The organism is Endozoicomonas euniceicola (assembly GCF_025562755.1).
In the GTDB taxonomy this organism is placed as follows: Bacteria; Pseudomonadota; Gammaproteobacteria; order Pseudomonadales; family Endozoicomonadaceae; genus Endozoicomonas_A; species Endozoicomonas_A euniceicola.
In genome coordinates, this window is the sequence record NZ_CP103300.1 from 3,048,941 (window position 1) to 3,068,130 (window position 19,190).

At 42.8% G+C, this 19,190-nt stretch carries 15 protein-coding genes; 12 read left to right on the forward strand and 3 right to left on the reverse strand.

Annotated features, from left to right (window positions below; translation table 11 throughout):
- The first annotated feature begins 159 nt into the window (after nt 1-159).
- Genes NX720_RS12035 through NX720_RS12045 form a run of 3 tightly spaced genes read left to right on the forward strand, consistent with a single transcriptional unit; the run spans nt 160 to nt 1,803 of the window.
- On the forward strand, nt 160-624 hold the full coding sequence (locus NX720_RS12035; protein WP_262601346.1) for a hypothetical protein: 465 nt from the start codon (nt 160-162) through the stop codon (nt 622-624).
- A complete protein-coding gene (locus NX720_RS12040; protein WP_262601347.1) occupies nt 624-1,310 on the forward strand; it encodes a P-loop NTPase in 687 nt (228 codons plus the stop codon). Before NX720_RS12035 ends, NX720_RS12040 begins: the two co-directional genes overlap by 1 nt.
- Nucleotides 1,303-1,803: a hypothetical protein gene (locus tag NX720_RS12045; RefSeq protein WP_262601348.1), complete on the forward strand. Its 501-nt coding sequence runs from the start codon at nt 1,303-1,305 to the stop codon at nt 1,801-1,803. Before NX720_RS12040 ends, NX720_RS12045 begins: the two co-directional genes overlap by 8 nt.
- A gap of 117 nt (nt 1,804-1,920) precedes the next feature.
- Here the strand turns inward: NX720_RS12045 and NX720_RS27125 are convergent, their stop codons facing one another.
- Nucleotides 1,921-2,136, reverse strand: coding sequence for a transposase (locus NX720_RS27125; RefSeq protein ID WP_404831070.1), 216 nt, complete (start codon nt 2,134-2,136; stop codon nt 1,921-1,923).
- Between the two features lie 149 nt (nt 2,137-2,285).
- Between NX720_RS27125 and NX720_RS12055 the strand changes: the two genes are divergently transcribed.
- The 3 genes from NX720_RS12055 to NX720_RS12065 are packed head-to-tail and all read left to right on the forward strand — an operon-like array spanning nt 2,286 to nt 8,120.
- A complete protein-coding gene (locus tag NX720_RS12055) occupies nt 2,286-3,860 on the forward strand; it encodes a type I restriction-modification system subunit M (RefSeq protein WP_262601349.1) in 1,575 nt (524 codons plus the stop codon).
- Entirely contained in the window at nt 3,844-4,980 is a 1,137-nt protein-coding gene (locus NX720_RS12060) for a restriction endonuclease subunit S (protein ID WP_262601350.1), read from the forward strand. Before NX720_RS12055 ends, NX720_RS12060 begins: the two co-directional genes overlap by 17 nt.
- Entirely contained in the window at nt 4,977-8,120 is a 3,144-nt protein-coding gene (locus NX720_RS12065) for a type I restriction endonuclease subunit R (RefSeq protein WP_262601351.1), read from the forward strand. The genes NX720_RS12060 and NX720_RS12065 overlap by 4 nt, the downstream gene beginning before the upstream one ends.
- A 316-nt stretch (nt 8,121-8,436) precedes the next feature.
- Here NX720_RS12065 and NX720_RS12070 read toward each other — a convergent pair whose 3' ends face one another.
- Nucleotides 8,437-8,706, reverse strand: a complete 270-nt coding sequence (locus NX720_RS12070) for a hypothetical protein (RefSeq protein WP_262601352.1) — start codon at nt 8,704-8,706, stop codon at nt 8,437-8,439.
- Nucleotides 8,707-9,115: 409 nt separating this feature from the next.
- Between NX720_RS12070 and NX720_RS12075 the strand changes: the two genes are divergently transcribed.
- The gene (locus NX720_RS12075; protein WP_262601353.1) at nt 9,116-9,475 is read left to right on the forward strand and encodes a helix-turn-helix transcriptional regulator; all 360 of its coding nucleotides are present in this window, start codon (nt 9,116-9,118) and stop codon (nt 9,473-9,475) included.
- Between the two features lie 23 nt (nt 9,476-9,498).
- On the opposite strand, the gene NX720_RS12080 is transcribed toward NX720_RS12075, so the two are convergent.
- Nucleotides 9,499-10,983 (reverse strand): site-specific integrase, encoded by a 1,485-nt coding sequence (locus tag NX720_RS12080; protein ID WP_262601354.1) that lies wholly within the window; start codon nt 10,981-10,983, stop codon nt 9,499-9,501.
- A 680-nt stretch (nt 10,984-11,663) separates the two neighbouring features.
- Here NX720_RS12080 and hsdR point away from each other — a divergent pair.
- The 5 genes from hsdR (at nt 11,664) to NX720_RS12105 (ending at nt 19,189) form a co-directional block, all read left to right on the forward strand.
- A complete protein-coding gene (hsdR, locus tag NX720_RS12085; RefSeq protein WP_262601355.1) occupies nt 11,664-13,964 on the forward strand; it encodes an EcoAI/FtnUII family type I restriction enzme subunit R in 2,301 nt (766 codons plus the stop codon).
- Between the two features lie 68 nt (nt 13,965-14,032).
- Nucleotides 14,033-15,166 carry a class I SAM-dependent DNA methyltransferase gene (locus NX720_RS12090; protein ID WP_262601356.1) on the forward strand — a complete coding sequence of 378 codons (1,134 nt, stop codon included), beginning with the start codon at nt 14,033-14,035 and terminating at the stop codon, nt 15,164-15,166.
- Nucleotides 15,167-15,204: 38 nt separating this feature from the next.
- Nucleotides 15,205-16,758, forward strand: a complete 1,554-nt coding sequence (locus tag NX720_RS12095) for a transposase (RefSeq protein ID WP_262601357.1) — start codon at nt 15,205-15,207, stop codon at nt 16,756-16,758.
- 50 nt (nt 16,759-16,808) lie between these two features.
- Nucleotides 16,809-17,450, forward strand: a complete 642-nt coding sequence (locus NX720_RS12100; RefSeq protein WP_262601358.1) for a hypothetical protein — start codon at nt 16,809-16,811, stop codon at nt 17,448-17,450.
- The gene (locus NX720_RS12105) at nt 17,447-19,189 is read left to right on the forward strand and encodes a restriction endonuclease subunit S (RefSeq protein ID WP_262601359.1); all 1,743 of its coding nucleotides are present in this window, start codon (nt 17,447-17,449) and stop codon (nt 19,187-19,189) included. The genes NX720_RS12100 and NX720_RS12105 overlap by 4 nt, the downstream gene beginning before the upstream one ends.
- Nucleotide 19,190 lies beyond the last annotated feature (1 nt).

Consider the following 19,190-nt stretch of genomic DNA (forward strand, 5'->3'; position numbering starts at 1 on the left):
GACAAAAGACAGATATTTAGCAACAGCACTGCAATAAATAATTAAGTTAATTAACAAGGCTGATTGACATTAGAATTAAATTTACTAAATTGTCTTAAACAAAACTATTGACTTAATAAAAACGATAGTGTTAACGTCAATAACAAGAAGAGAAAATAAATGAAGGAACTTGATAAAAACAAAAACAATAAAGTTGATTTAATAACTGCCAAGCAATTCGAAAGTCAAATCAATAAAGCAAAAGAAAGCTTAAATAGCTTACTTACCTCAAACACTGCTCCACGCAAAATAAGCAACTTTGAAAAGCTAAAAAAGCTGAATAAAGAAGTGCAGGCTTTGTTTAAAGCTGGATACACAAAAGAGCAAATATCCGAGCAGCTTCAAAAAGCAAACATATACATATCTCCCCGCACCTTAATGCAGTATATGCGAGACATTAAAAGCGGAAAGAAAGACACAACAAAAGCAAAACAAAAACAAGACACAGTAAGTTCAAATGTGCCTGAAAATCCAATTACCAAATCTCTTTCCACCAGTAAAAAAATATCAGAAAAATACAAAGTTAACCGCATTAAAATGGTGGATGATGACTTCACGCCAGATTTCGATGAGGAGGATTTATAATGAAAAGGATAACAATTGTAACAAGCGAAAAGGGCGGCGTTGGAAAAAGCTTCCATTCAAAAATAAAAACTGAATTCAAACACAAGAATTCAAAAGTTTTATTAATCGATTCTGATATAGCTAACCCTGATGTTTGCAGATATTTTAAAAATTCAGACATAAATTCAAAGCAAATAAATTTAACCAATCACAACGGCTGGATGGATTTCATAGATCTTTTAGATGAGGAAAAAGATATAGACGAAGTAGTAGTTAATATGCCTGCGAGGACAAATAAAATATTAATTGCAGAGGCAGAAGTGTTTTTTGAAGTATGCAAACAATTGAATTTCAAAGTCGTAATTGATTTCGTGATTTCGAGAGACACCTATTGTTTAGTACTTTTAAAACAGCTATACGAAGGCTTATCTGGCTTCAGTTTTAAGCTCAATATTGTGCTAAATGGCTACTTTGGCGAGCAAGAGAAATTTACAAGATGGCACGAATCAAAAATTAGAAAGCAGTTATTGGACGACAATAGGTCAGAATTATACTTGCCCGATCTTGATGATAGAATTGTCGATAAGCTTAAGGCTCCAACGCTAGAATTGCTTAAAACAAAAGAATTATCCCTATCCGAGCGAATGAATTTAGAGCGCTGGATAACTAAGGTCTTTAATAAATTGGAGGAGATGGACAATGAGTGAGAAGATAGATAAATATTTTGAAAAGTTGACGGAGCGCAAGATTACTGACAAAGAAAGGCTTCTTCTTTACAAGATCAAAGACACCTTGGGACTTAAAAATGATGATGCAGTTTGGTCAATATTTATAGCTCTAAATTACCATTTAAGACTTTATGAAAAAATACCAAACAGCATTGAAGATGTAATTAACCATACGTCCGATAACTTACAAAAAGAAGTTGTTAAAAGCGCAAAAGAAGCAGCAACCAAAACATGCCATGATACCTTTTACGCTTACACTACAAGTTTTCAAAAAGAATTGGATAAACTTGCTAAAACCGCTAGAACAGAAGAAAGAAAGCGCAAGGGAATAAATTTTAAAAGCTACTTTGTAGCGCTAACAACCCAGTTATTTTTTAGTACATTCTTTATGTTTTTGGGAATTTCAATAGCTACTGCAAGCCCAGAAATTTTACAAGATTTACTAACATATTTTGAAATAACAGTTAACTGACCTCCGGCATAGCCGGAGGCTTATTAGGTTACGCCCTCTAAGGGCTTTTATTGCGCCCAAGGGTGCTTACCAATCAAGATCATACTGACCTTTCCTTGAATCATTCTTTTCTTGATCTCAGATATAGGCTCGTACCACTTCTTCATCAAGTCCAACAGTTGAGACAAAATACCCTCTGACCCAGAAGTGCTCTCCATTGAAATTTCGTTGCCTATCTTTGACGTTTTTGGCAGCGTAGTCTTGAGCCTCAAAACCCGTTGAGAGTACATATAGCGATGCTTTTCCACGCATTCCATGAATGTTTCGAAACAGAAAATATGTGTATGAACTCATAGGCTATACGACCATCCTATGGCAGAATAACCCCTTTAGCCTGCGTCTTATTCTATAAAAAATTGGAGCGGCAAACTTTCACTGCCCTGCTTGCAGCTATCTCTATTTGGGCATGCAAGCGGCATTTTTTTCACTTAGAGGCCGATTCAGTGGCTAGAAAACCAGCAAGAAAGAAAGAGAAATCATTCGAGGAAACACTTTGGGATGCAGCGAACAAGCTGCGTGGCAGTGTTGAGTCCTCTGAGTACAAGCACATTGTACTGAGTCTGATCTTCCTGAAATTCATCAGTGACACTTTCGAGAAGCGCAAGCAAGAGCTGATCGATGCAGGTCAAGAGAAGTATGTCGATCTGGTGCAGGCATACACCAAAGAAAACGTATTTTACCTACCAGAAGAGAGCCGCTGGAGCTTTATCCAGAAAAACTCCAAGCAGGAAGATATTGCACTAAAAATCGACACCGCCCTGAGTACCATTGAGAAGACAAACAAAGCCCTACAGGGTGCTTTGCCAGATAACTATTTTTCCCGGCTTGATCTGGATGTCAGCAAACTTTCAGCGCTTTTGGATGTCATCAATAACATCGACACACTGGCAAATCCTCATGAGGATGTAGTGGGTCGAGTGTATGAATATTTCCTCTCAAAATTTGCAATCGCAGAAGGTAAGGGTAAAGGGGAATTCTATACTCCAAAAAGTATCGTTAACCTGATAGCAGAACTGATCGAGCCGTATAGGGGGAAAATTTACGACCCTTGCTGTGGTTCCGGCGGTATGTTCGTTCAGTCTATGAAGTTCATTGATAACCATAAGGGCAACAAGAAAGATGTGTCCGTTTATGGTCAGGAGCAAACGACTGCTACCTACAAGCTAGCGAAGATGAACCTCGCCATCCGGGGTATTTCCGCTAATTTGGGAGCAGCAGCCAAAGATACCTTTTCCAATGATCAGCATGAAACGTTGAAAGCCGATTTCATCATGGCAAACCCGCCCTTCAACCAGAAGGCATGGAGAGCAGCAGATGAGTTAACTGATGATCATCGCTGGGATGGTTATGAAACACCTCAAACGGGCAATGCCAACTATGGTTGGATTTTGCACATGGTATCGAAGCTATCAGAAGAAGGAGTTGCCGGATTTATCTTGTCGAATGGCGCACTATCTGGTGATGGCACAGAAAAAGCTATTCGTAAAAAGCTGATTGAAAATAATCTCGTCGAAGCAGTGATCATTTTACCTCGTAATATGTTCTATACCACTGACATCAGTGTAACTTTGTGGATTCTTAATAAGAACAAGAAAGAACGCACTGTTCCTCATGAGGATGTAGTTCGTAACTATCGAGATCGTGAAGAAGAAATCCTGTTTATGGATCTTCGACAACGAGGCGAACCATTCGAGAAGAAGTATATTCAGTTCTCTGAACAAGATATCAAGGACTTTGCTGAGACTCTGCATACTTGGCAGCAAGTAAACACCAACAGTGCTTATCAAGATGTTGCTGAGTATTGCTACTCCGCTCGAAAAATTGAGGTTGCAGATAAAGGCTATTCACTTGTTCCAAGTAAGTATATTGAATTTACAAACCGTGATGAGAATATTGATTTTGACGAGAAAATGAACAACCTCAAAGAGGAGTTCAGTGGGCTTTTGGCTCAAGAACAACAATCAAAAAATGAATTACTAAATGTTTTTAAAGAGCTGGGCTATGAGATCAAACTATAAAAAATTAGGTCAGTTTATTCGAGCTATTGACGTTAGGAATAAGGAAGATCGCAAAGATAATTTACTTGGGGTATCAACTCAGAAAATTTTTATCGATTCAGTAGCCAACACTGTCGGGACTGATTTTAAAAAGTATAAAATTGTCAAAAAACATCAGTTTACTTACGTACCTGACACCTCTCGCAGAGGTGATAAAATGGGCATTGCGATGCTTGAGTCACTGGATCAGGCTCTAGTATCTCAGGCTTATACGGTATTCGAGGTGACTGATACAGAACAGTTGACACCTGAATATCTGATGATGTGGTTTAGACGACCTGAATTTGATCGGTATGCTCGATTTAAGTCTCACGGGTCGGTGCGTGAAATTTTTGATTGGGAAGAAATGTGTGAGCTAGAACTTCCTATTCCATCCATAGAAAAGCAGCGTGAAATCGTACGTGAATACAATGTGGTGAATGACCGTATTGCACTTAACGAAAAGCTTATGGCTGGGCTGGAGAAGAGTGCATTTGCCATATTCGAAGAACATTTTCCAATACACGGTCACGAAATTGAAACCGAACACACCATACTAGATGACTTAATTGATTTTAACCCCAAGCATACGATAAAGAAAAATGCATCAACAACTTACGTTGAAATGGCTAATGTGTCGGAAAACAGTATGACTATTGGCAACCCTGTTGTCAGACCATTTACTTCTGGATCGAAGTTTAAAAATAGAGATACTTTGCTTGCTCGTATAACTCCTTGTTTAGAAAATGGTAAAACGGCATTTGTAGATATCCTAAGTGAAGATGAAGTTGCTTACGGCTCAACAGAGTTTATCGTTATGAGAGGCAAGGGGATAGTCAGTCCCTTTTGGATCTATTGTTTGGCTAAAAATGAGAACTTTCGATCGTATGCCATCAGTAGTATGGTCGGCTCTTCTGGTAGGCAGAGAGTCCATAGTGACTATTTGAAGGAATATAGAATAGATACTGACGCTTTAGCAAGCATGTCTAATTTTCATAGGTTAGCCACACCAATATTTAAATTAATTTCCAATAAACATGCAGAAAATCAACAATTAAAAGAGTTGAGAGGACTGCTCCTTAAAAAGGTAGCTAGAGAATGAAATTCACAGAAGAAAAGCTTGAGCAAGCCATTATTGAGTTGCTAGGGAAAGAAGGCTATCCACATATTCGTGGTGAAGGGATTGAGCGAGCGCCTGAAGATGTGCTGATCAAGACTGATCTTCGTGAATTTCTAGCACAACGCTACCAATCCGACTCAATCACTGAAGGTGAGATTGAGTCGATTATCCATAAGCTGGAATACCTCCCAGCCTCTGATTTGTATGACACTAACAAAGCCATTATGAAACTTGTTTCTGATGGTTTTCTGATCAAGCGTGAAGATCCCAGCCAGAAGGATTTATACATCCAGTTAATCGACTATGACGATATAAGTAATAACCACTACCGCATAGTCAACCAGATGGAAATACAAGGTTATGAGTTGCGTATTCCTGATGGAATACTGTACATCAATGGCCTACCACTTGTGGTGTTTGAATTTAAGAGTGCTATTCGTGAAGAGGCAACCATCCACGATGCCTATAAGCAACTGACAACCCGTTATGATCGTGATATTCCAGAGCTGTTCAAATACAACGCTTTGTGTGTAATCAGTGATGGCGTGAACAATAAAATGGGCTCTTACTTTGCTCCTTTTGAGTTTTATTACTCTTGGCGCAAAATCACAGGTGAAGAGAAGCTGGGTAAGGACGGTATTGACTCTCTGTTTACCATGGTCAGCGGCTTGTTTAATAAGCAGCGTTTGCTGGGAGTAATTCGTAACTTCATCTATCTTCCGGATACCTCAAGTAAACAAGAAAAAATTGTTTGCCGCTATCCTCAGTATTACGCTGCCACCAAATTGTTTACCAACATCAAAAAGAAAATGAAGCCCCACGGAAATGGAAAAGGGGGAACATACTTTGGAGCAACGGGCTGTGGTAAAAGCTATACAATGCTCTTTCTTACTCGCTTGCTGATGAAAGATGTTGAGCTAGGTAGCCCCACTGTTATTTTGATCACTGATCGTACCGATTTGGACGACCAGCTTTCCGGTCAGTTTACCAATGCAAAAAAATATGTTGGCGATGAGAATATTGTCAGTGTTAAAAGTCGTGCTGAGCTACGAGAAGAGCTAAAAGGTCGTAAAAGTGGTGGTGTTTTCCTAACGACCATCCATAAGTTCACAGAAGATATTGAGCTTTTAACTGAGCGTACCAACGTTATTTGCATCTCGGATGAAGCGCACCGTAGCCAAGTCAACAAGGAGCAAAAAGTCACTGTTACAGAAACAGGTGTGAAGAAAAGCTATGGCTTTGCCAAATATCTTCATGACTCCTTGCCCAATGCAACTTACGTTGGCTTTACTGGTACACCAATTGATGCAACGCTCGATGTCTTCGGTAAAGTCGTTGATAGCTATACCATGAACGAGTCTGTCTACGATGAAATTACTGTTCGGATCGTTTACGAAGGTAGAGCTGCAAAAGTGCTTCTGGATGGCAAGCAACTGAACGAAGTAGAGAAGTACTACAAAGAATGTGAAGAAGCTGGAACAAACGAATACCAGATCGATAAAAGTAAAAAAGCTATGGCAAGCATGTCCACCATTCTAGGTGATCCTGATCGTATTCAAGCTATAGCGAAAGACTTTATAGAACATTACGAAACTCGTATAGAGGAAGGTACAACCCAGAAAGGCAAAGCTATGTTTGTCTGTAGTAGTCGTGAAATTGCCTTCGAATTCTACAAGGAGCTAATAGCACTTCGCCCGGAGTGGGAAGAAGTTAAAGCTTGTGAAGAAGGTGTCATTTTATCAGAAAGCGATAAGAAAAAAGTCAAACCAATGGAACGAGTCAAAATGGTCATGACTCGTGACAAGGATGATGAGAAAGCTTTATGGGACAAGCTCGGTAATAAGGACTACCGAAAAGAGCTAGATCGCCAGTTTAAAAATGATAAATCTAACTTCAAGATCGCTATTGTAGTTGATATGTGGCTTACAGGCTTTGACGTACCGTTCCTTGACTCAATCTATATTGATAAACCGCTGCAAAAGCACAACCTGATCCAGACCATTTCTAGGGTAAACCGCAAGTTCGAAAAGAAAGAAAAAGGTTTGGTAGTCGATTACATCGGCATCAAAAAGCAGATGAATCAAGCTCTTTCCAAATACACTGGAGGGCAGGAGAAAGAACATGAGGACATCAAACAATCTGTAATCATAGTAAAAGATCATCTTAGTCTACTAGATGCCCTGTTCCATAAGTTTGATTTCAAACCATACTTCGAAGGAACACCACTTGAACAGCTCAAATGCCTGAATGCTTCTGCCGATTTTGCGTTAAGAACAAAGAAGTTTGAAAAAACTTTCATGGACTTAGCCAAGCGCCTCAAGTCCGCATATGACATCTGCGTGGGAAGTAGTGAACTGACTCAAGCCCATAAAGACAAAATTCATTACTACTTGGCTGTCAGGACTATTGTCTTCAAGATCACAACAGGCGGTGCTCCAGATGTTGACCAGATGAACGCCAGAGTGCGTGATCTTGTTAAAGATGCGCTTATTAGTGATGGTGTAGAAGAGATCTTTAAGCTTGGAGAGAAAGACGGCGGTGAGATTGATATTTTCGATGACGACTACCTTGCCAAGCTGGAGTTAATTAAGCAGCCCAATACCAAGCTGGAACTGCTTCAGCAAATGCTGGCTAAAGCTATTGGAGAGTTCAAAAAAACCAACAAGGTTAAAGGCGTTGACTTCAGCAAGAAGATGAATGCGCTGGTCGAAAAGTATAATGAAAGAGATGAGCAGGACGTTCTAAGAAGCGAAGTCATCAATGATTTTTCAGACGAAATCATCAATCTGTATAACGAACTTCGTGAAGAAATGGCCTCTTTCGGTGAGATGGGCATTGACTTTGAGGAGAAAGCATTTTACGACATCTTGGTTTCACTGGCTCATAAATATGACTTTACCTACCCTGAAGAAAAGCTGATCGACCTCTCCAAAGAGGTGAAAAAAGTCATTGATGATAAAGCCAAGTATACTGACTGGAATAAGCGAGACGACATCAAAGCGGAACTTCACTTCGACCTGATCATTCTGCTTGATGAGTGGGGCTACCCTCCCATTGACCGGGATGAGGTGTACAAAGAAATCTTTGAGCAGGCCGAGAACTTTAAGCGGAATGCTGCATAGCTCTTACACTTAAGGCGCTGATGGCGTTGCAAGCTTGCTTGCAGCGTCAGCAGTGTCCAACCATAAAGAAATTGCCTTCTTCATTCAGATCGGTCAGTCATTAAGGTCAGCTACTGTCGCTACGGTTAAATCTATGTAAGTCTCCCCAGCATAGCCGGGGGTTTATCAGTGTTAATTAACGCAGGATCGAAAGCGCTGGACGCTGGCGAGAAAGCTGCAAGAGTTGCGGTTAAAGCGATTAGAGGGTGGTTTAAATAAGCAAGATAAAGACAGTAGATTTATTGTCTGCTGCCTTTTTCTTTAAAACTTAATAAGGTTAATTCTTAGATAGCTTATTTTCTACCTTTTCTTGTGCCTCTTTCATCACTTCAGGCGAAAAATCAGAACTAGCTTTGAGTTGCTTAATTACACGCTTTAAATAGCTTTCAACGTTGTCTGATACATTAAACTTAGAGCTTTGAATACGTGCAGCTTCCCTTAGTACTTTTAAATCAAAATCTGTACTTTTTGAAACTTTAATATTAAGAGAAACTTTGTCGGCTTTCGATGTTAATTTTGGCATTTTATTATTATCCTTTTTATGCATTTTTTAAGGTAGATTAATTTCTACCTTAATAACCCTCTTTTTGCTTATTTGAAAAGGGAGAGATAAATAAATATTTTTTTCTATCTCTTAAATACAATCTTAATGAAGAAAAATTTAATGTCAATGCCGTTTTCCTATTTTTCATGCTAGTAAAACCTTTATACTAGCGTTGTCGTTTACATAGATTTCAATAAGTATTTAAATATCCACTTAATTGCTGCTTTGTATAAAAATATATTTAAAGTGTGTCAAGCTCAAAATAAATTTATATATTTTTAACTTTTTTAAAATTATTTGTTTTTATGAATATTTTCACTTTTTTTTGGTTTGATTTTGGATTTTGGGATTTTTTTACTAACTTATATATGCATAGAACGAGCGATAATGAACAGCACTGGACATAATAATAATGAAACCTTTAAACATGGATGACTTTAAGCAGTTATTAAATACAGAATCGGAAGCTTTTGTGTACGCTTTTTTAAGCGAAAACAATATTGTTCCACTGCAATTTGGTGGACAAATAATTGTAACTGAACAAGCTTTAAATGCAGCAGTTGAGCTAAAAGGCATTAACCAAGACCTTCACTTGCTAACACAAAAAGAAGTAATGAAAGCAACTAAGGTTTCTTCCCGAACAACTATTTTAAAAGAAAGAAAAAAAGGTAGATTTCCTGAGCCTGTAAATCCTGAATCAAAGCGTAATTTAAAATGGCGGAAAAGTGATATTCAAAAGTGGCTTGAAGGAAAAAAGGATTGGAGTAATTAAATAGCTATTACTCCAATATTGGTTTATTTTGATTTTCGAATATTTTTCATTTCGTGCATATCTTCTGGCAGTCTATCAGTAATTTGATCGAATGGCTTGTCAATTATATTGCGTAAATATTTTTCCCACTTGTTACTAACCTCCAATTTTTCAGCAAGAAATTGAAAATCCGGTGAGTACACCTCGTGGTGCATACTGTTTTGTATTTTTTTTCCATCGTCGTCAACAGTATGAGCCTGTAAACGCATTATTGTTTTTTCATCACAACCTGCTTCTTTCATGCGAGTTGTAACAGAGCCTCGGATCATACCTATTGTTATGTTTTTAAAATGGTCAGAATTTATTTTATCTTTTATAAAACGATTAAGTGCTTTAGTTCGCTTGTCCAAATGCTTACACATATGTTCATTTTTATAGCTGCTACCATTTTTCTTTGGAAAAAGATGTTTGTATTCGCCAAATTTTTCTTTCAAAAATTTAATATCGCTGAGGGCTAATTTATTCAAAGGAACTGCATAATATTTTTGCTCGACGCTCATCCCTTTTTTCCACTTGTTATTTAGTACTCTGATATTGGGAATTTTGAAATCAGTGTCTACATCAAACCATTCCGCTTTCATCAGTTGTCCTTGCCGGACACCACCGAGTGACAACAATAGGCGTGATAAATAACCAAGGTGTGTATTCATAGCTTCTATTCCATGATGCCAAATAATCCAAATTTCCTTATCAGTCAGTTGATCTTTCCCTCTATTTTCAACTTCGCCCTTACGTGGTATAGACCCAACCGGATTAAACTTAATATTAAAAGTTATTTCGTGCTGATTTTCGTAATCTCCTTCTTGCTTTATCATAGCTTTAAACGCAGCATGGAGATGACTTCTTAAGCGATTCATGTAAACTCTGACTTCGCCTTCAATTTCAATGCAATCAAGAAATATTAATTTAATGTCATCCGATGTTATATCTGTTGCTTTTTTTAAAAGGAGCTTTTTAAACTTGTTTCTTTTCTTGAAAATATGCTTATTAAAAGCACTCTTTATATCGCTATAAGAATCTCTCTCCTCACCTATAAAAACATCACGATACCAGATCAGCAAATCTTCAAATGAGCCATAAGTTTCTAGCTTTTTAGCTTCCTCTTTTTCTACCTTTTCACGTTCCTTTTTTTGTTCCTTAACAGCCTTTACATCAGCCAAATATTCGCTTAAAGTTCCGGCTAAATTATGATCAGCAAATATGGTTGCACGTTTAATTGCTTCATTTAATCCAATACCGTCCGATGATGCGTTTAGCAAATTATGTTTGCCTATCGGCTCAAGAGATACCTTGCCATTTTTTTTGTATTTGTAATAAAAATATACGCCTGAAAGATTAGTTTCGATATACAAGCTTCCAGAGCCTTTTTTGCCCAGAGAAAGGCTTTTCCTGTCAGGCTTTTTGTCGCCTGAATCTGCCTTAATTTTATAGCTGCCGACCAGCATGCTGTCAGTTAGTTCGTTGTTCATTACGTACACCCTATTGCAATTATTATTCTGTGTTTGCATTATAGTACTTGAATCAGATTTTACTCATCCTTTCGCAAAATCGCTAACTTTACTCATCCTTTTTACTCATCCTTTCCGAAAACGGGGGTTGGACGCATGAAAACGCTAATAAACGCTATAATCAGTTAAATTATTGAAATAGAAGGGAAAATATTGGATTTTTTATATAATAAGAGCAAATAATAAACAATATTGGTTATATTCTTTAATTACATTTACTGACTTGTAATCAGTGGGTCCCGAGTTCGACTCTTGGTGCCGGCACCATATAAGACAAAGCCCGTAGCGTTAGTAAGCACTACGGGCTTTTTCGTATCTGGGGATTTGGTCCCCACATTGGTCCCCACTTCTGTCGGACTGCATTTAAATCCCTCCCTCTTTATTACGCCCATTGAATAATGCCCAACTTCCAGCCACAGATTTATTTGATGGTTATTTGATAGAAACAACCCAACTCTCAAAACCAAATAGCTCACCCCCTGATAATAAAGGGACTGGGGAATAAATTTTATTTGATGGTTATTTGATCGTTATTTGATAGCCACAACCATTACCCTCAGAATGGGACGTATTGGTACAATGGTTCGCCTTATTGTGACCAACCAGTGGTGACCTGTCCCCATGACTCCGGAGTTTGATGGATGAATAAAAAGGAACTCAGCGAACGAGATATTTGCACCAAGTTCATTACCCCGGCTCTAGAAGCCGCTGGCTGGGATATACAAACGCAAATACGGGAAGAGGTCACCTTTGCCGCCGGTCGCATCACAGTAAAAGGCACACTGCACAGCCGTGGTAAACGACGCAGGGCGGACTATCTGCTCTCATACCACGATGGCCTTCCCATCGCCGTCATTGAAGCGAAGGACAACAATCACAGCCTCGGAGCCGGTATGCAGCAGGCTCTGGAATACGCTGACCACCTGGACACCCCTTTTGTCTTTTCCAGTAATGGCGATGGCTTTATCTTTCACGATAAAACCGGCCAGTCCGGGCATCAGGAAACCGAGCTGACTCTGGAGCAGTTCCCGTTGCCAGAGACCCTGTGGCAGTCTTACTGCCAATGGAAAGCACTGGGCAAAACCGAACAGCAAAGCATCAGCGCCCCGTTCTACATTGATAAAGACGGAAAAAAGCCCCGGTACTACCAGGCCAACGCCATCAACCGCACCATGGAAGCCATTGCCAAAGGGCAAAACCGTGTACTGCTGGTCATGGCGACAGGGACAGGCAAAACCTACACCGCCTTCCAGATCATCTGGCGGCTTTGGAAGTCGAAGCAGAAAAAGCGCATCCTGTTTCTGGCGGATCGCAATATTCTGGTCGACCAGACCAAAAACAACGACTTCAAGCCCTTCGGGGCCGCTATGACCAAAATAGCCAAACGGCAGGTCAATAAATCCTTTGAAATCTACCTGGCGCTTTATCAGGCGGTAACGGGCAGCGCAGAAGAGCAGAACATCTTCCGGCAGTTCTCCCCCGATTTCTTTGACCTGATCGTTGTCGACGAGTGTCACCGGGGCAGTGCCAAACAAAACTCTGCCTGGCGCAAGGTGCTGGACTACTTCTCCGGCGCAACCCAGATCGGCCTGACCGCCACGCCCAAAGAGACCAAAGACGTATCCAGCGCCACCTACTTTGGCGAACCGGTATACACCTACTCACTGAAGCAGGGCATTGATGACGGCTACCTGGCTCCTTACAAAGTCATCCGCATTGATATGGACGTCGACCTCGATAGCTGGAAGCCGAAATCCGGGCAGAAAGATAAATACGGCCACCTTATTGAAGACCGCATCTACAACCGTAAGGACATCAACCGGCACATTGCCTTTGATGAGCGCACCCAGCTGGTGGCAATGAAAGTCACCGAATACCTCCAACAGACCGGTGAGTACCAGAAGACCATTATCTTCTGTGAGGACACCGATCACGCCGAAAGTATGCGACGGGCACTGGTTAACCTGAACCCCGAGCGCATCAAAGAGAACCGCAAATACGTGATGCGTATTACCGGTGAAGACAAAGACGGCAAGGCGGAGCTGGATAACTTCATTAACCCGGAGTCCCGCTACCCTGTTATTGCCACCACCAGTAAACTGCTGAGTACGGGAGTGGATGCCAAAACCTGCAAGCTGGTGGTGCTGGACCAGAACATCGAGTCCATGACCGAGTTCAAGCAGATCATCGGGCGCGGCACTCGAATTGATGAGGAGCATGGCAAATACTGGTTTGCCATCATGGACTTTAAGGGGGTCACCAAACTCTTCAAGGATGAGAAATTCGATGGAGACCCCGAGGTCATTTATGACCCCAAACCCGGTGAGCCCCCGCTCCCAAAGGAAGAGAAAAAAACCGAAACCCGCATCAAATATCAGGTGCAGGGGGAAAGTATCAACATCGCCAGCGTCCGTGAGCAACACATGACCATGGACGGCGACCTGGTGACCACCTCGATTCAGGATCACACCTGCGACATCCTGAAAAAAGAATTTAAGACGCTGGATGAGTTTCTCCGTAAATGGTCTTCAGCGGACAAAAAGCAGGCCATTATCGAAGAACTGTCCCGGCAGGGCGTATTCTGGGAAGAGCTTCAGGTTCTGGTTCAGGAAAAACAGGGCGTCGAGATGGATCCCTTTGACCTGGTTTGCCATGTCATTTACGATCAGCCCGCCCTCACCCGCCGGGAACGGGCAGAGCAGGTGAAGAAAAGAAACTACTTCACCCGTTTTCAGGGGCAGGCCCGCAAGGTGCTGGAAGCCCTGCTGGAGAAATACTCGGATACCGGCATCGAACCTATAGAAGATGTTAAAATTCTCTCTCTGGCTCCCTTTACCAGGATCGGCTCACCGATGGAAATCATCGAAGCCTTTGGCGGCAAACAGCAATACCAGCAGGCTGTGCAGTCTCTGGAGCAGGAAATATACGCTAACCGCGCCTGAGCATTCTTCTCCCCTTTGTAACCGATTAACCCGGCAGCCGCGCCCCGGCTGCCTGACAGGAATCTGACATGTCGATCAGTACCACCATTAAAGCCATTCAGGACATTATGCGTAAAGACGTAGGGGTCGATGGTGATGCCCAGCGGATCGGCCAGCTGGTCTGGATGCTGTTTCTGAAAATATACGACGACCGCGAGTTTGAGTGGGAACTGATGGACGACCACTATCGTTCACCCATTCCCGAACACCTGCGCTGGCGCAACTGGGCAAAAGGCAGTGAAGGCATTACCGGTGAAGACCTGAAAACCTTTATCGACGACGACCTGTTCGATGGCCTGCAACGACTGCCCAACATTGCCGGTGATCCCCGTGCTGCGGTGATTCAGAGCGTCTTCAAAGATGCCTACAACTACATGAAGTCCGGCCAGCTGATCCGCGAGGTCATCAACAAAATCGAGGTAGGGATCGACTTCAATAAGTCCAGAGAGCGACACGCCTTTGGGGATATGTACGAACAGATTCTGAAAGACCTGCAAAGTGCCGGTAATGCCGGGGAGTTTTATACCCCCAGAGCCGTCACCGAATTTATGGTCGACCGGGTTGACCCGCAGCTGGCAGAGTCCGTACTGGACCCCGCCTGCGGCACCGGAGGTTTCCTTAGCTGCGCCATTGAACACAAACGCCAGCGTTACGTGCAGACACCGGAACATGAACAGGTGCTTCAGGCCAGCATTCACGGTGTTGAGAAAAAGCCCCTGCCCCACCTGCTGGCGACCACCAATATGATTCTCCACGGCATTGAAGTGCCGAGCCAGATCAAACACGACAACACTCTGTCTAAACCCCATACGGACTGGAGCGAAAAAGACCGGGTGAATGTGATTGTCGCCAATCCGCCGTTTGGTGGCACAGAAACCGATGGCATCGAAAGCAACTTCCCTTCGCAATTCCGAACACGGGAAACTGCCGATCTGTTTATGTGGCTGTTCATTCATCTGCTAAAAGACGGTGGTCGTGCAGCTGTGGTATTGCCCGATGGCTTTCTGTTTGGCGATGGCATGCAGGCCCGGCTGAAAGAAAAGCTGCTCACCGAATGCAACCTGCACACCATTGTGCGCCTGCCGAAAAAAGTCTTTGCTCCCTACACAGACATTGCCACTAACCTGCTGTTCTTTACCCTAAATTCAGCGGTTAACCCCTGAGCTAAACTCTAACCCTCAACAATATTGAGGGCTCGAAGATGGTTCGACCACCAAAACCCACTCCCCCAAAGGGTGAGTTGTCTGAAATGGAAAAAGATCCCTTATCCGTCAAACTCGAAGTCGATTCTTTCGACGGTAAAATTCATGTCGAGTGGGAGCCTGAAGCATCGGTCACCCCAATGGGACAGCTTCCTTTTTTTATACAGTTTTTAAAAACAGGTCACCGATTTGAACCCTGGATTAACGATTGCCCACTAACTTATAAAAGCCCAAACGCCCCTCAAAAAGTGGATGTGATTGGCTCATTAATGCTTTCCATTCTTTCAGGACATAAACGCTATGCGCATATCGGAACAATTATTGGTGATAAAGTAAACGCTCAGTTGCTCGGGATGAAAAAAATTGTCAGCGATGATTCTGCCAGGCGTGGTTTAAAGAAGATTGACGAAGATGAAGGCGTTGAATGGATGCAAAAACACCTCCATCTCTGTTTTGATCCGTTATTAACCATTCCATGGATTATGGATGTTGATGTTACCGTGAAAACCATTTATGGGCATCAGGAAGGAGCGGTTAATGGCTATAACCCACATAAGAAAGGGAGACCCTCTCATACTTACCACTCATATATGATGGCTAATCTTAAATTAATACTGGAAGTTGAAGTCAGACCCGGAAATCAAAGTCAAAGTAAATACTCTTTACCCGGTTTAATGGAGCTATTAAATCGACTTCCAAAACGCTGCTGGCCTGAATTTGTTCGTGGTGATTGTGATTGGGGAAGTGACCGGGTAATGAGCGAATTGGAAGATGCTGGTTGTCATTATCTTTTTAAAATGAAGAAGCACGACAACGTTAAGAAAGCCATAGGGAATGCGCACTGTAGCGGAGGATGGGTAAAATACGACAACCATTGGGAGGGAAAAGAATCCGTAATTAAACTGTCAGGTTGGAAAAAAGAAAGACGCATAATTATTGTTCGAAGACGGCGTCCTGAAAATGAAATACCGATGTTGGAAAAAGGAATAAAAGAACGTCAACAAACGTTAGCATTAATAGAAGAGCCAGAAAATATAAAAGCTTACGAGTATTCGGTTCTGGTCACATCTCTTGATAATGATATAGTCTCGATCATTAATCATTATCGCAATAGGGCTGACTGTGAAAATAACTTTGATGAAATCAAAAACCAATGGGGCTGGGGCGGTTATGTAACAAAAGATATGGCAAGATGTCGAATGCTGGCCCGAATGGTTGCCTTGGTTTACAACTGGTGGACGCTATACGTTCGATTGAGTAATCCGGACTCCCATAAAGAATCAATTACCAGCCGTCCCTTATTAATGAATTCAATTGGCAAGCTGACCCACTCTGGCAACCAAAAGAAAATAAAGCTGACAAGCCAGCATCGATGGATGTATAAAATTGCGAAATTACAAAGTGAACTGTGTGATTTTTTTGATTCAATCAAAAGTATCGCACCGCAGTTGAATCCAATTAACGCATGGTGTCGTATTTTAACGAAAGCGGTCTCAAAATTTTTGAAAAAAGGGCAGGTTATTACGATGCAACCATTAATTCGATCGGGCTAATGACTTAAAAAAAACGCTGCTCAGAACCGTGAGAAGCTATTCCTAATGGCATGGCTCAGTGGCGTTCAACTGCTGAATTTAGGTTTACCAAAGGCCAGCCCACCGAGACCATCTGGTTCTACGAACACCCCTACCCGGAAGGGCAGAAAAGCTACAGCAAAACCCGCCCCATGCGCGTGGAAGAGTTTGCCCCGGAACAAGCCTGGTGGGGGAATGAAGCCGATGGTTTCAGCACCCGAACCACCACCGAGCAAGCCTGGTCGGTGGATTTCAAACAACGGATGGCCGATGCCAAAGCTAAGGCGAAACCCCACTGGGACAAGGCTGAACAGCTCAGCGATGAAGCCTCCGGCCTGTCCGCCGAACTGCGGCAATTGCGACAGCAACTGAAAACGCTGGATAAAAAAAGCACCGACCGCCCTGTATTGCAAAAGCAGATTCAGCAAAACACCGCCAGCATTAAAACCCTGAAAGCCCAACAGGCCAGAGCCCGGCAGGCAGGCGATGCCCTTTACTGGCCGATCTTTAACCTGGACTGCAAGAACCCCCATATTGGCGAACAGGTCAGCCACGATCCAAAGGAACTGCTGGCACGCTACCGGCAGCAACAGCAGTCCATGGCCGACACCCGTCGTCAGATCAAAGACATTCTGGATACTGCCCTGTCCAGCCAGCGGGAGGAAAAGGCATGACGATTAACGGCCTGACCGAACACCTGGAACTGCTGACCACCACCCACACTACCCGTTCATCCAGTGGCCGGGGGCGGGGCAGCAAGCTGGAACTGACCGGCATAAAGAAACTGCGGGAACTGATTCTGGAGCTGGCGGTGCGGGGCAAGCTGGTGCCGCAGAATTCTGATGATGAACCGGCTTCTGTCTTGCTGGAACGGATTGCGGCGGAGAAGGCGCGGCTGGTTAAAGAGAAGAAGATTAAAAGGCAGAAGCCGTTGCCGCCGGTTGCGGAGGATGAAAAACCATTTGATCTGCCTGCTGGTTGGGAGTGGGCAAGACTTGGTGAAATAGGACGAGACTGGGGGCAAAAAAAACCTGATGATGATTTCACCTACCTTGATGTTTCTGCAATAGATAATAGTAAGGGAAAAATTGGATCACCGAAGGTGTTATCTGCAAATGAGGCACCCTCACGTGCTCGAAAGCAGATTGCACAGGGAACAGTTATTTATTCAACGGTAAGACCCTATCTGCAAAATATATGTGTTGTTGATAAGCTTTTTTCTCCAGAAGCTATTGCAAGTACAGCGTTTGCAATTTTGCATCCATTGCAGCAAATGTCTGGTGAATTCTTTGCCTTATACCTGCGCAGCCCTGTATTTATAAGGTACGTGGAATCTGTTCAAACAGGCATTGCTTACCCTGCAATAAACGACAAGCAATTTTTTAGCGGCATAACCCCAGTTCCGCCCCATGCTGAAGCATTTCGCATCATGGATAAAGTCAACGAACTAATGACCCACTGCGACCAACTGGAGCAGGACGAAACCGACAGCATTACCGCCCACCAGGCACTGGTGGATACCATGCTCACCACCCTGACCGACAGCAAAAACGCCGGGGAACTGGCCGAAAACTGGTCGCTGGTGGCGCAGCACTTCGACACCCTGTTCACCACCGACCACAGCATTGAACAGCTCAAGCAAACCATCCTGCAATTAGCCGTAATGGGGCGACTGGTGCCACAGGACGCCAGCGATGAACCCGCTTCCGTACTGCTGGAACGAATTGCAACGGAGAAAGCCCGGCTAGTGAAAGAGAAGAAGATTAAGAGGCAGAAGCCATTGCCTGCCATTACGGATGAGGAAAAGCCGTTTGAGTTGCCGGAAGGGTGGGAGTGGTGTCGAGTCTGGGATATTGCAGAGTTGATCACTTCAGGCTCAAGAGGTTGGGCGCAACACTACTCGGAAGAAGGTGCCATCTTTGTGACGATGGGAAACTTATCCAGAGGTAGTTATGATTTGCGAATGAATACTGTTCGATACGTCACTCCGCCTGAAAATAGCGAAGGGGCAAGAACAAAGTTGATAGCGAATGATCTGCTGATTTCAATTACTGGCGATGTCGGCAATTTGGGTTTGATACCGGAAGGCTTTGGAGATGCTTATATCAATCAGCATACCTGTCTGTTGCGTTTCATGCCCGAATGCCAGAATTTATTTTTTCCTGAAGTCATGCGAAGCCCATTAGCACGTTATCAATTTGATGCACCGCAGCGAGGAATCAAAAACAGTTTCAGGCTCGGTGATGTTGGGGAGATGATTATCCCTATTCCGCCTTTTACCGAGCAAAAGCGCATAGTGGCAAAGATCAAGGAACTTATGTCACTTTGCAACACCCTGAAATCCCAAATCCACCAAACCCAAACCACCCAGCAGCAACTGTCCAGCGCCCTTGTTGAGCAGGCACTGGCCTGAC

Bases quoted from the DNA above. Each gene is read 5' to 3' on its own strand.
- NX720_RS12105 (WP_262601359.1), top strand. From the start codon at position 17,447: ATGACGATTAACGGCCTGACCGAACACCTGGAACTGCTGACCACCACC.
- NX720_RS12065 (WP_262601351.1), top strand. From the start codon at position 4,977: ATGAAATTCACAGAAGAAAAGCTTGAGCAAGCCATTATTGAGTTGCTA.
- NX720_RS27125 (WP_404831070.1), bottom strand. From the start codon at position 2,136: ATGAGTTCATACACATATTTTCTGTTTCGAAACATTCATGGAATGCGT.
- hsdR (WP_262601355.1), top strand. From the start codon at position 11,664: ATGAATAAAAAGGAACTCAGCGAACGAGATATTTGCACCAAGTTCATT.
- NX720_RS12080 (WP_262601354.1), bottom strand. From the start codon at position 10,983: ATGAACAACGAACTAACTGACAGCATGCTGGTCGGCAGCTATAAAATT.
- NX720_RS12095 (WP_262601357.1), top strand. From the start codon at position 15,205: ATGGTTCGACCACCAAAACCCACTCCCCCAAAGGGTGAGTTGTCTGAA.
- NX720_RS12045 (WP_262601348.1), top strand. From the start codon at position 1,303: ATGAGTGAGAAGATAGATAAATATTTTGAAAAGTTGACGGAGCGCAAG.
- NX720_RS12070 (WP_262601352.1), bottom strand. From the start codon at position 8,706: ATGCATAAAAAGGATAATAATAAAATGCCAAAATTAACATCGAAAGCC.
- NX720_RS12040 (WP_262601347.1), top strand. From the start codon at position 624: ATGAAAAGGATAACAATTGTAACAAGCGAAAAGGGCGGCGTTGGAAAA.
- NX720_RS12075 (WP_262601353.1), top strand. From the start codon at position 9,116: ATGAAACCTTTAAACATGGATGACTTTAAGCAGTTATTAAATACAGAA.
- NX720_RS12090 (WP_262601356.1), top strand. From the start codon at position 14,033: ATGTCGATCAGTACCACCATTAAAGCCATTCAGGACATTATGCGTAAA.
- NX720_RS12100 (WP_262601358.1), top strand. From the start codon at position 16,809: ATGGCTCAGTGGCGTTCAACTGCTGAATTTAGGTTTACCAAAGGCCAG.
- NX720_RS12035 (WP_262601346.1), top strand. From the start codon at position 160: ATGAAGGAACTTGATAAAAACAAAAACAATAAAGTTGATTTAATAACT.
- NX720_RS12060 (WP_262601350.1), top strand. From the start codon at position 3,844: ATGAGATCAAACTATAAAAAATTAGGTCAGTTTATTCGAGCTATTGAC.